The 11,907-nt window shown below is 70.1% G+C and carries 10 protein-coding genes and 1 tRNA gene; 7 read left to right on the top strand and 4 right to left on the bottom strand.

The window, feature by feature from the left end:
• Positions 1-184: 184 nt before the first annotated feature.
• On the bottom strand, positions 185-1,390 hold the full coding sequence (gene chrA / locus ASD25_RS17945; protein ID WP_200943659.1) for a chromate efflux transporter: 1,206 nt from the start codon (positions 1,388-1,390) through the stop codon (positions 185-187).
• Positions 1,391-1,482: 92 nt separating this feature from the next.
• On the opposite strand from chrA, the gene ASD25_RS17940 reads away from it, so the two are divergent.
• Both ASD25_RS17940 and ASD25_RS17935 read left to right on the top strand, forming a co-directional pair.
• Entirely contained in the window at positions 1,483-2,220 is a 738-nt protein-coding gene (locus tag ASD25_RS17940) for a hypothetical protein (RefSeq protein ID WP_055830402.1), read from the top strand.
• Positions 2,217-3,083 (top strand): M23 family metallopeptidase, encoded by an 867-nt coding sequence (locus ASD25_RS17935; protein ID WP_055830400.1) that lies wholly within the window; start codon positions 2,217-2,219, stop codon positions 3,081-3,083. Before ASD25_RS17940 ends, ASD25_RS17935 begins: the two co-directional genes overlap by 4 nt.
• Positions 3,084-3,087: 4 nt before the next feature.
• Here ASD25_RS17935 and hrpB read toward each other — a convergent pair whose 3' ends face one another.
• Positions 3,088-5,511: an ATP-dependent helicase HrpB gene (gene hrpB, locus ASD25_RS17930; RefSeq protein ID WP_055830398.1), complete on the bottom strand. Its 2,424-nt coding sequence runs from the start codon at positions 5,509-5,511 to the stop codon at positions 3,088-3,090.
• Positions 5,512-5,722: 211 nt separating this feature from the next.
• On the opposite strand from hrpB, the gene ASD25_RS17925 reads away from it, so the two are divergent.
• The 4 genes from ASD25_RS17925 (at position 5,723) to ASD25_RS32135 (ending at position 9,366) form a co-directional block, all read left to right on the top strand.
• Complete coding sequence (locus tag ASD25_RS17925; RefSeq protein ID WP_055830397.1) at positions 5,723-7,390, top strand: amino acid permease; 1,668 nt, start codon at positions 5,723-5,725, stop codon at positions 7,388-7,390.
• Between the two features lie 94 nt (positions 7,391-7,484).
• A tRNA-Leu gene (locus ASD25_RS17920) sits at positions 7,485-7,569 on the top strand.
• A gap of 206 nt (positions 7,570-7,775) precedes the next feature.
• Positions 7,776-8,912: a PA0069 family radical SAM protein gene (locus tag ASD25_RS17915; RefSeq protein ID WP_082560105.1), complete on the top strand. Its 1,137-nt coding sequence runs from the start codon at positions 7,776-7,778 to the stop codon at positions 8,910-8,912.
• Positions 8,887-9,366, top strand: coding sequence for an endonuclease domain-containing protein (locus tag ASD25_RS32135; protein WP_327019542.1), 480 nt, complete (start codon positions 8,887-8,889; stop codon positions 9,364-9,366). Before ASD25_RS17915 ends, ASD25_RS32135 begins: the two co-directional genes overlap by 26 nt.
• Here the strand turns inward: ASD25_RS32135 and ASD25_RS17910 are convergent.
• Positions 9,326-9,733: a hypothetical protein gene (locus ASD25_RS17910; RefSeq protein ID WP_055830395.1), complete on the bottom strand. Its 408-nt coding sequence runs from the start codon at positions 9,731-9,733 to the stop codon at positions 9,326-9,328. The two genes, ASD25_RS32135 and ASD25_RS17910, sit on opposite strands and share 41 nt — an antisense overlap.
• Positions 9,734-9,736: 3 nt before the next feature.
• A complete protein-coding gene (locus ASD25_RS17905) occupies positions 9,737-10,981 on the bottom strand; it encodes a class I SAM-dependent RNA methyltransferase (protein ID WP_055830393.1) in 1,245 nt (414 codons plus the stop codon).
• 153 nt (positions 10,982-11,134) lie between these two features.
• Between ASD25_RS17905 and ASD25_RS17900 the strand changes: the two genes are divergently transcribed.
• Positions 11,135-11,827 carry a hypothetical protein gene (locus ASD25_RS17900; protein ID WP_055830391.1) on the top strand — a complete coding sequence of 231 codons (693 nt, stop codon included), beginning with the start codon at positions 11,135-11,137 and terminating at the stop codon, positions 11,825-11,827.
• Positions 11,828-11,907 lie beyond the last annotated feature (80 nt).

Raw genomic sequence — 11,907 nt, 5'->3', positions numbered from 1 at the left:
AACGCATGGAGAATTCAGGCAGAGCCATGAGGGGTAGTCCTTTATCCGATTGATCCGCCGCAGGCGCTGTAAAGACCGAAGTCCTCGGAACGGAGCGARCAGGATTTCTCCCTGACCGCGCCACGCCTGCGTGTGAAGTGGGCGGGCATGTAGGCSGGATGGGCKSRAAAGGCAAGCGGCGTGGTCAGACCAGGGCGACCCCGAGCCCCGCGAGCCCGGCCAGCAGCAGCAGAACGGGCGGGGCGTACCGGTTCTTGGTGAGGTACAGAGCCGCCAGCGCCGCACCGGCGATCATGACAGAGGCCGGGGGATGCGGCGAGCCCGTCAGGCCGGCCGCGAGGCTGATCGCCGTCGCCGCGATCAGACCGACAACGGCCGCGGCCACGCCATCGAGGGCGGCCCGGATGCGGGGTTCGGACACCACGGCTTCAAGTCGGTCGTAGAAGATCATGGAAAAGGCGAAGGCCGGCAGGAAGACTCCCGCCGTGATGGCCACGGCTCCCGGGAGGCCGCCCACCGCATAACCGGAGAAGGTCGCGAACATGATCAGGGGCGCGGGCAGGATGTTCGACACGGCGACCCCGTCCAGAAAGGTCCCGTCGCCCAGCCAGCCGCGGCCCACGAGATCCTGACGCAGGAAGGGGATGGCCGTGTAGGCCCCGCCGAACGTCAGCAGGCCCGCCTTGAGTCCCGAGACGAACAGCAGCGGCCAGGAACCCTCGCCCGGGGGCGGCGCCCCCGCCGTCGCTGCTGTCGTCGCCGGTTGCTGCGCGAAAAACCAGATCACCACCATGACGGCGCTGACAACCAGCAGCAGCGCCGCCGCGCCGCGCCGACCGGTCCTGACGAGGGCGTGGATCGCCGCTCCGGCCGGCAGGATGATCCAGAAGGGCGCGCCCAGCAGGGTCGCCGCGCCGGCCGCGACGCCGATCGTCCAGAGGCCGCGGTCTATCAGAACATGCGCCCCGATCCGGTGCGCGGCCCGCACGATCAGCGCGACGACGGCCGCCTGCGCGCCGATGAGGGCGGCCCCGGCCAGACCCCGATCCACGTCGAAGCGGAAATACGCCCAGGCGGCGAGCAACATCAGGGCGAAACCTGGCAGCATGAACCCCAGCCCGGCCAGCAATCCCCCGAGCCGTCCCCTGGCGTGGATGCCGAGATGCACGCAGAGCTCGTGCGCCTCCGGACCGGGCAAGGCCTGCATGACGGCCAGCAGCCGGTTGAAGCGGGCGCCGGAAATCCATCGCTCCTGCTCGACGAGTTCGCGCCGGACCATGGCGATCTGGGCGACCGGTCCGCCGAAAGCCAGAACGCCGAACCTGAGGAAGCGCAGGAACAACGCCGGGTACGACATGTCCGGCGGACGGAACTCGACATCCTCGGCCATGTTCGAAGTTTGCCAGTTTCGCCCCGCCTCGTCTGCCCCTCTCGCAACCTTCGCAGAACGACGATATAGTTAACGTCGGGAGGGTCAGTCACATGAATTTCCGCGCCGGAGCCTTCGCCGGAGGCGTTATTCTGGCCGCCGCGCTGGCGGGGGTCGCCACCTCGCAGCAGCCAGCGCCATCGCCCGTCGCCGCGACCCAGGTCGACCTGCCCCGCTCGCGCGCGGACAACGCGGCCCTCGCCGCGGCCCAGAAGGAACCGCTGACCGCCCGGCTGCGCGGCGTGCTGAACCAGGACCCGGTGTCGCAGCGTGTCCTGACCGTCGCCGACGCCTCGCCCGTGCCGGTGCTGGCGCCTGCCGACCCCGCCTTGCTGCGCACCGCCCGCATCTTCACCGGCGACCGTCACTATATGCTGGTGGTTCAGCGCGGCGAGCAGATCATCGAGATCTACGGCGCGACCAAGGCCTTCCAGTCGCCCCTGGCGCCCGCCTCGCCGCAGCAACCGCCGACGGCCGCCCCGACCGCGGGCGCCCTCACGGCCGTCCGGCCGACGGCGCCGGCGGCGACGATCGCGCGGACCGGCCCCCGCATCGCCGCCGCCCGCCTTCCGCCCGTCGCCTCGCGCGCGGCCGCCCAGGCGCGGACCGAGGGCCTGACCAACGTCCGGACCGAACGTACGGAGTACGGCGTCGACGTCACCTTCAGCCGTTTCGGCGCCGCCTATAATGTCAGCTTCATCTGCGAGGGCCCCGGCGCGGCGGGGTGCACCGAGCCGGAGGCGATCGCCTTCGCCTCGACCCTGCAACTGATCGGCGGAGGCGCGTCGTGAAGCGTCTGACCCTCGCCGCCCTGCTGCTGCTGACGGCCTGCTCGCCGAACGGCTGCGCCCAGGACCCGGCCGCGCCGCCCTTGAAGACCGACCCGCCGGCGCCTGTGGCGACCCCGACGGAGCCCGCCCCTCCGCCCGGCGAGGTCCCGCCCGCGCCGATGCCCGAGCCGGAACCGGTCGCGGACCCCGTGCCCGAGACGCCGCCCGTCCCCGAACCCGTCACCTGGCCTCATGACCCGGGCGGCGCCCTGCCCCCGGGTTCCGGCAGCGGGGCGACCGACGCGACCCTGTGGGCCGCGGGCATGCGCTTCCCGATGGAGGCCGGGCCGGCCTACGCCAACTCCCAGGTCTACGGCTATGGCGGGTTCGCGGCGCCGGGACCGGGGGGTCAATGCGATCCGCGCAACTACGCCTATCCGTGGCGCGACAATTTCTGCGAGACCAGGTCGTGGACCAACGGCATGTGCCCCGCTGGCCGGGGGCATCAGGGCCAGGACATCCGTCCCGCCACCTGCGTGAAGAAGGTGCACTGGATCGTCGCCGCCGAGAGCGGACGCATCACCTCCATCGGCAGCTACACCGTCACCCTGCTGGGCGATTCCGGCCGCATCTACCGCTATCTGCACATGGACATGCCGGGGGTGAACGCCCTGTTCCCGACCATGGCCTCGCGCAACGTCGAACGCGGCCAGCACATCGGCAAGGCCTCGGCCGACTTCGGCGGCAATGCGACGACCATCCACCTGCATTTCGAGATCAAGGCCCCGGTGTCGATCGCCGGCAGTCCCGCCAGCGTCAACTTCGTGCCGACCTACACCAGCCTGGTCGACAGCTATGGCCGGATGCTGAACGGCGCAGCCTGAGGCTTCAGGCCCCGCGCGGCCTGGCCCGGCTGGTCGCCTCCGCCTTCGTCGGGTCCTCGGGCCAGGGGTGGCGCGGATAGCGGCCGCGCATCTCGGCCCGCACCGTCGCCCAGCTGCCGGCCCAGAAACCGGGCAGGTCCTTCGTCACCTGCACCGGCCGGCGCGCGGGCGACAGCAGGGCGAGGGTCAGGGGTATCCGTCCGCCTCCGACCGTCGGGTGCGCCGTCACGCCGAACAGCTCCTGCACCCGGATGTCCACGCGCGGCCCGCCATGGGCGGCGTAGTCGATCGCCGCCGAGCCCAACGGCGTCTGCAGCCGCGCCGGCGCCAGTTCGTCCAGGGCGCGCTGCCGGTCCCAGGCGACCAGCGTCTTCAAACCCGCCTCAAGCGCGCCGTCGGCGATGGCGTCCACGGACTGAACCGTCTCCAGCAACGGCCACAGCCAGATTTCCCGCGAAGCCAGCAGGCCGGCGTCCGAGACATCCGGCCAACCGGCGTCCAGGCCACCAAGGAAGGCCAGCCGCGCCCGCAGGCCCGCGGCCCGCTCGCCCCATTTGAGGTCCGCCAGCCCGGCGCGCTCGACCTCGCCCTTGAGCGCCGCCGTGATCGCGGCCCGGTCCGGCGCGCCGACGATCTTCTCGTCAACGACGATCGCGCCGATGCGGCGCACGCGGCGCAGGGTCATCCGTCCCGAGGGCTCGCGGGTGAGCCGGTCCTCTGCCTCCAGTCGCCGCTCCAGAGCCGCCGGGTCGACGGGGACGGCCAGCCGGATGCGGTCCCGGGCGTCTCCGCCGCCCAGCTCGGCCACGGCCAGCCAGGGTTCCCGCGCCAGCAGGTCCGTCGGCTCCACGAAGGCGCCGCGGCCCGAGGCCAGCAGGACCTCGCCCGGCTTGCCCCGCGCCTTGGCCACCCGCTCGGGAAAGGCTTCGGCCAGCAGGGTCCCGGGGTCCGCCTCGCCGCCCTGCCCGCCCCCGGCGGCGCGCGCCCAGCGGTCGGCCAGCTTCAGCGCGTCGCGGGCCCTCTGCGACCGGTCGCGCGCCATCTCACGCAGCCGTTCGCGCAGGTCGACATCGTTCCCGCCCAGCCCCGGCTCGCTCAGCACCGCCGCCATCCGCGCGCCCAGCGAAGCGTCGCCCAGGTCGCTGGCGACGGCGACCATATGCGCCAGCCGGGGCGGCAGCGGCATGCGGGTCAGCCGCCGTCCGTGCGGGGTCAGCCCGCCGTCGGCGTCCAGCGCGTCCAGCCGCTGCAGCACCTTGCGCGCCTCGGCGAAGGCGCCGACCGGCGGCTGGTCCAGCAAGGCCAGGGCCTCGGTGGTCCGCGAGCCCCAGCGCGCCAGATCGAGGGCGAAGGCCGTCAGGTCGGCTTCCAGAATCTCGGGCCGCTGATGCGGGACCAGACCGCGCGTCGCCGCCTCGTCCCACAGGCGGTAGCACACGCCGGGCTCGACGCGACCGGCCCGACCGCGCCGCTGTTCCGCCGACGACCGGCTGACGCGCACCGTCGCCAGCCGCGTCAGGCCGCTGGACGCCTCGAACCGGGGCACGCGCGACAGGCCGCCGTCGATGACCACGCGCACGCCCTCGATGGTCAGGCTGGTCTCGGCCACCGAGGTCGCCAGCACCACCTTGCGCCGGCCCGGCTCGGCCGGCCGGATGGCCCGGTCCTGGTCCCTCGCATCCAGCGCGCCGTACAGGGGCGTGATGTCCACGGACGGGTCGCGCACCGCCTCTTTCAGCCGCTGCGCCGTGCGATGGATTTCGCCCTGCCCCGGCAGGAAGACCAGCACCGACCCCGTCTGCTCGCCCAAGGCCAGCCGGACGGCCCGCGCCGCGGCGTCCTCGATCCGTTCGGCGGCGTTGCGGCCGAGGTAGAGGGTCTCGACGGGAAACATCCGGCCCTCGGCCTCGATCACCGGCGCGCCGCCCAGCAACCCCGACACGCCGGCGATATCCAGGGTCGCCGACATGACCAGCAGCCGCAGGTCGTCGCGCAGCAGCGCCTGACTTTCGCGCGCCAGCGCCAGTCCGAGGTCGGCGTCCAGCGAGCGCTCGTGGAATTCGTCGAACAGCACCGCCCCGACGCCCTCCAGCCCCGGATCGTCCAGAATCATCCGCGTGAACACACCCTCGGTGATCACCTCGATCCGGGTGCGCGGGCCGATCCGGCTCTGCAGGCGGGTGCGGTATCCGACCGTGTCGCCGGCCTGTTCGCCCAGGGACGACGCCATCCGCTCCGCCGCCGCCCGCGCCGCCAGCCGGCGAGGCTCCAGAACCAGCACCCGGCCCTCGTCCAGCCAGGACTCGCCCAGCAGGGCCAAGGGCACGACCGTGGTCTTGCCCGCGCCCGGCGGGGCGGCCAGCACGGCGACATTGCCCGTCGACAGGGCGGCCTTCAGCGGCTCGAGGACGGCGTGGATGGGCAGCATGGAGGGGCAGACTCGGTCAGCGGGACAGACGCGACAATCCGGGCTCAACTAGCGCGAAGCAGGACCGCCAACCAGAATTCCCTTTCACGAAAGCGTCTTCGGCCCTTCATCAATCGGAAACCGCGTTGCCAGCGAGGTCGTCCGCCGCTAGCGTCCGCGCCATTGAAGGCGGCCCGGGGAGGGCTTGCCGTGTATCAGGGGGCGAGACTCGATGTCCGCAGAAGGCCTTAGGCCCAAGGGGAACCGCCTGTTCCTCAAGAAATCCGTAGCCCAGATCCAGAAGGAAGCGGCCAGGAGCGAGCTGAAGCGCTCGCTGGGCCCCATCAATCTGATGAGCCTCGGCATCGGCGCCATCATCGGCGCCGGCATCTTCGTCCTCACCGGCCAGGTCGCCGCCGCGCACGCGGGTCCGGCGATCATGCTCAGCTTCGTCGTCGCGGGCATCGCCTGCGGCCTGGCGGGCCTGTGCTACGCCGAACTGGCCTCGACCATGCCGGTGTCCGGCTCGGCCTACACCTATGCCTACGGCACCCTGGGCGAGGTCTTCGCCTGGATCATGGGCTGGCTGCTGGTGCTTGAGTACGGCGTCGCCGCCTCGACCGTCGCGGTCGGCTGGTCCGGCTATGTCGTCTCGATCCTGCGGGACTTCGGGGTGGCCGACGGCCTGTTCCCGATGATCCAGTACGCCGGCGGCGAAGGCCCCTCCTGGGCCACGCCGCTGATCCAGGCCGTGACCTCGGACACGGGCGTCGCCAGCTTCCCGCTGACCGGCACCTTCAACCTGGTCGCCGCCATCGGCATCGCCGCGGTGTGCAGCCTGCTGGTTCTCGGCGTCAGCGAGTCGGCCTCGATCAACAACATCATCGTGATGATCAAGATCGTCGTCCTGCTGACCTTCATCGCGGTCGGGGTTCAGTACATCAACCCGGCCAACTGGGTGCCCTTCATCCCCGAGAACACGACCGGCAAATTCGGCGAGTACGGGGCCACCGGCATCCTGCGCGGCGCCTCGATCATCTTCTTCGCCTACGTCGGCTTCGAAGCGGTCTCGACCGCGGCGGCCGAGGCCAAGAACCCGTCCAAGGACGTGCCCGTGGGCATCCTCGGCGCCCTGATCGTCTGCACCCTGATCTATATGGCCGTCGCGGCGGTCATGACGGGCGTGGTGCCCTATCTCGAGCTGGCCAGCCCGGCGCCGGTGGCCGTCGCCATCGACCGCATGGGTCTGGAATGGGCCGACACGCCCTTCCTGACGCCGGACGGCAGCCCGCTGAACCTGATCAGCTTCCTGATCAAGGTCGGCGCCATCACCGGCCTGTCCTCGGTCATGCTGGTGCTGTGCTACGGCCAGACGCGCATCTTCTACACCATGGCGCGCGACGGCCTGCTGCCGCGGGCCTTCGCCATCATCCATCCGAAGTTCCGCACCCCGTGGATCGGCACCATCCTGCTGGGCATCGTGATCGCGGTCGCGGCGTCCTTCCTGCCGATCTCGATCCTCGGCGATCTGGTGTCGCTGGGCACGGCCGTGGCCTTCTCGATCGTCTGCCTGAGCGTGATCTTCCTGCGCATCAAGCATCCGGAGATGGAGCGTCCGTTCAAGGTGCCGGGCGGCATCGTCACCGCCGTGCTGGGCATCCTGTCCTGCCTGGCGCTGGCGGGCTTCAACTTCTGGCCGATGATCCAGCACGCGATGGACGGCAATCCGCTGCCGCTGACCATCCTGGGCGGCTACGCCGCGGTCGGCGCGGTGGTCTACATCCTCTACGGCTTCTGGCACTCCAAGCTGGCCAAGGGGATCGACATCACCGAGGACGTGAAGCTGGAAAGCGCGACGGACGCCTTCGTCCGCGGCGTCGACCCGAAGCGCGACGACTGATCTTCCGATCCGTCCGAACAAGGCAAAGGCCCGGGAGCGATCCCGGGCCTTTCGCTTTTCTGCCGTCTCGCCTAGAGGCTGTTCCCCTACCTGAGCGGATGTGGCGGAACTGGTAGACGCACCAGATTTAGGTTCTGGCGCCGCAAGGCGTGGAGGTTCGAGTCCTCTCATCCGCACCATACTCCCCATCGACTGTCGTCATCCTCGGGCTTGAACCGAGGATCAGAGGCCGGGCGGGACGGCGGCAGGGACAGGCCCGTGATCCCGGGCCAACACTTCAAGAGCAGCGACGGATCATCCGATCCTCGGGTGAAGCCCGAGGATGACGGTCCAATGGGATCATAATGTTCTTGCTTTGTTCCCTTGCGCTGCTATCCTCTCCCTCATGGCTGAAGCGGCGAAAGGACGGGGCGCGCGATCGAATGCGACGGGCCGGTTCGAGCCGGAAACCGTGCAGGCCTTCGATGACGGCTGGACGACCGACGACGCCGAGGCCGCGCCCCTGCGCACGACCCTGACGCCCGAACACGCCCGGACGATTATCGCGAGGAACACCAGTCCGGACATCGGTTTCGACCGGTCCATCAACCCCTACAAGGGCTGTGAACATGGCTGCATCTACTGTTACGCCCGTCCGTCCCATGCCTTCATGGGCCTATCCCCGGGCCTGGATTTCGAGAGCCGAATCTTCTTCAAGCCCGAGGCCGCGGGTCTGCTGGAGCAGGAACTCTCAAAGCCCCGCTACGTCTGCAAGCGGATACACATAGGCGGCAACACCGACCCCTATCAGCCGGTCGAGCGCGAGCTGAAGTCGACCCGGTCGATCCTCGAGGTGCTGCAGCGGTTCCGGCATCCGTTCAGCATCATCACCAAGTCGGTGCTCATCACCCGCGACGCCGATATTCTCGGGGCCATGGCGGCGGAAGGCTTGGCCTCGGCCTGCGTCTCGATCACCACCCTGGACCGCGGCCTGGCCCGGGCCATGGAGCCGCGCGCCTCGACCCCGGCGAAACGGCTGGAGGCGATCCGCCGGCTGTCCGAGGCCGGCGTTCCGGTCACCGTCGGCTTCGCCCCCGTCATCCCCGGCCTCAATGACCATGAACTGGAAGCCGTGCTGGAAGCCGCCGCGAAGGCGGGCGCCGTGTCCGCCATGTACGTCACCCTGCGCCTGCCGCTCGAGATCAAGGATCTGTTCCGCGAGTGGCTGGCCGACGCCCGGCCCGACCGGGCCGCCCGGGTCATGTCCCTGATCCGCCAGACGCGGGGCGGCCGCGACTACGATCCCGACTGGTCGCAGCGGATGAAGGGCACGGGGCCGGTGGCCGAACTGATCGGCGCCCGGTTCCGCGCCGCCGTCAAACGATATGGGCTGGGTGCGCCGCGGCGACCGGTGGACGAGACGAAGTTCCGGGTTCCGGCGGACGCCAAACTCCAGGGCGATCTCTTTGACCTTCCTTCCCCCATTTCGGGGGAAGGTGGCTCGCGGAGCGAGACGGATGGGGGCTTGCCGGATGCAGCCTGAACGGACGATCAGACGGGCGCGTCGCTTGCGCAAGACGCCGACGCGGGCCGAGGATTTCTTCCGGTCTCTGGTTCGTGACAGGAATGTCGACGGTCTTCGCTTCCGGCGGCAGGTTCCGATCGGGTTCTATGTGGTCGACTTCGCCTGTTTGTCGGCTCGCTTGATCATCGAGGCTGACGGGGGCGTTCATGCATTGCGGACGTTTGACGATGCGAAACGGGACGATTGGCTGACATCCCAAGGAGTCAGGGTTCTTCGCTTCTCCAACGGCGACATTCTCGGGAAGCCGAATGTTGTCATTGCAGCCATCCGCGAGGCGGCAGGCAGGCCCCCATCCGAGCGGCTTCGCCGCCCACGCAGGCCGATCGTATACGATCGGCCAAGCACCCCCGAAATGGGGAAGGGATCAGCTTCTAGTCCTCGTACGCCGCCGACGGATCGATCGCGCGGGTGACCAGGTCCCGCCAGGTCGGATCGGAGGCGTCGACCAGGTCGACGTCCTCCATCAGGGCTACCGCCCCGCCGCCGTCCGGCAGGATCAGGCCGAGCACCTCCATCTCCTCGCCGTCCGGTCCCAGATGCGTCTCGGCCTGCACGGCCACCGCCGCCTGCTCGCCGTCGTCGTCCCACCAGATCACCGGCTGCGGCAGATCCATGACGATGGGGCGCGGATCGTCGGTATCGCCCAGGGCGAAGACGGCCCGGCGCGCCTGGACGTCGTCCAGCGTCGCCACCGCGCCCGTGAAGGGCGTGAGACGGGTCCAGTCCTCGGCGTCGAAACCGCCGCCGTCCTCATCGGGCTCATCATCGTTCATGGACATGACCTACCGCCTGAAAACGCCGACCAGCTCGACATGGGCTGACCACAGGAACTGATCCACCGGCGTGACCCGTTCGAGCCGGAAGCCGGCGTCGATCAGGATGCGCGCATCGCGGGCGAAGGTCACCGGGTTGCAGGACACGCCGACCACGACCGCCGCCTTTGTCCCCGGCAACTGCCTCGTTTGCTCGATCGCCCCGGCGCGCGGCGGGTCCATCACCACGGCGTCGCAGCCGCGCAGGTCGTACGGCGCCAGCGGCCGGCGGAACAGGTCGCGGGCCTCGGCCGTGATCGGCTTCAGACCCTTGGCCGTGCCCACCCCGGCCTTCAGCGCCGCAATCCCCGCCGCCGAGGCGTCGGCCGCCAGAACGGGAGCCACCCTCGCCAGTGGAAAGGTGAAGGTCCCCGCGCCGCAGAACAGGTCCGCGATCTTCTTGGCGCCCCGCACCGCCTCGACCGCGCGTTCGACCATGGCCGCCTCCGCCTCGGGCACGGCCTGCAGGAAGCCGCCCGCCGGCAGGGGCACGGTCGCGTCGCCGAACGCCACCCGGGGCTGGCGTTCCATCATCAGGGTCTCGCCCGCCAGACTCAGCCGCGCCAGATCAGCGGCCGCCGCCTCCTGGATGGCGCGCATCCGGGCGTCGCCCGACAGCCCCCCGGAACGCCGCTCGACCCCCGTCACATCGACGTCCAGCCCCGTCAGGGTCCAGGTCACATGCAAGGTGGGAGCGGATTTCGGATGCTCGAGAAAGGCGTCCGCGATTCGCCTCAAGGCCGGAAAGGCCGCCACCAGTCGCGGATCGGCCACCGGGCAGGCCGTGACCTCGACCAGCCGCCAGCTCTTGCGCGCCTTGAATCCCAGCACGACCCGCCCGTCCTCGCCGCGTCGGGCGTGCAGGGCCAGCCGTCGGCGAGTCCCGGCGGGAACGGCCACCGTCGGCTCGACGTCGGTTTCGATCCGCTCGCGCGCCAGAGCCAGCAGGACCTGTTCGCGTTTCCAGTCCAGATAGGGACCGGCCGCCCAGTGCTGCAGCGAACAGCCGCCGCAGTCGCCATAGTGGGGTGAAACCGGCGCGATCCGCTCGGGACTGGGCGTCAGGATCTCTACGGCCTCCAGACGGCCGTCGCGGACCTCGCCGCGCACGACCTCGCCCGGCAGGGTCAGGGGCGCGAACACCGGACCGTCGGGGGTCATGGCGATCCCGTCGCCCTGCCCGCCCACGCGCGCGATTGTCAGCGTTTCCGTCATGGCCCGTTCCTAGAGGCTCCGGACGGCTTGTGAAACCTGAACGAAGATGAACGGACCACTCAAAAGCCGTTCAGCTTCACGCGCCCATAAACCGATGCAACAGACCGGGACGCCAATCGTTCGGCTCGTCCCCGCCACCGAGGATCGACCACCATGTTCGCCCGCCTGACCCTGAAGACCGCCGCCGCCGCCACCGCCCTCGCGGCCGCCGGCGCCCTGCTGGTCCCGACCGCGGCTTCGGCCCAGGCCTACAGCTATCAGGGCGCGCAGAACTACGGCTCGGGCGCCTACAGCCCGCGCTATGACTACGATCAGTCGCGTTACGGCTATCAGGACGACCGGTACGGCGACCAGCGCTACGGTTATGACAGCTGCCGCTCCGACCGCAGCGGCCGCCAGGGCGGCGGCGTCGCCGTCGGCGCGACGCTCGGCGCTGTGGCCGGTTCGCAGCTGGCCGCCCGCGGTCGCCGCACCGAAGGCAGCATTCTGGGCGGCGTCCTCGGCGCCGTGGTCGGCGCAGCCGTCGGCGGCAGCTCGGCCCGCGACTGCGGCGATCAGGCCCGCTACGACTACCGGTACGACCAGTCGGGCTATGGCCAGCCGCGTTACGATGACCGGTCACGCTACGGCAGCCAGGCGCCGTACAGCGAAAGCTATGGCTATCAGTCGTACGACCGCGGCTATGACCGCGACTACGACCGCTCGTACCAGTCCGGCTATGGCCAGTCCGGTTACGGCCAGTCGGGTTATTCGCAGACCGGTTGCCGCACGGTCGAGGTCCGCAGCCGGACCTACGACGGTCGCTATGTCACCCGATACGAGCAGTCCTGCCCCGACCGCTACTGATCACGGAATTGCGTCGCCGGTTATTTTTCAGCCCCCCTGTCGATCGGCGACGTGACGGAGACCCCCGGTGGAGCAATCCA

This window comes from Brevundimonas sp. Root1423 (assembly GCF_001426805.1).
The sequence above is the reverse complement of the archived record's forward strand: the minus strand, read 5'-3'. Positions and strand labels throughout refer to the sequence as shown.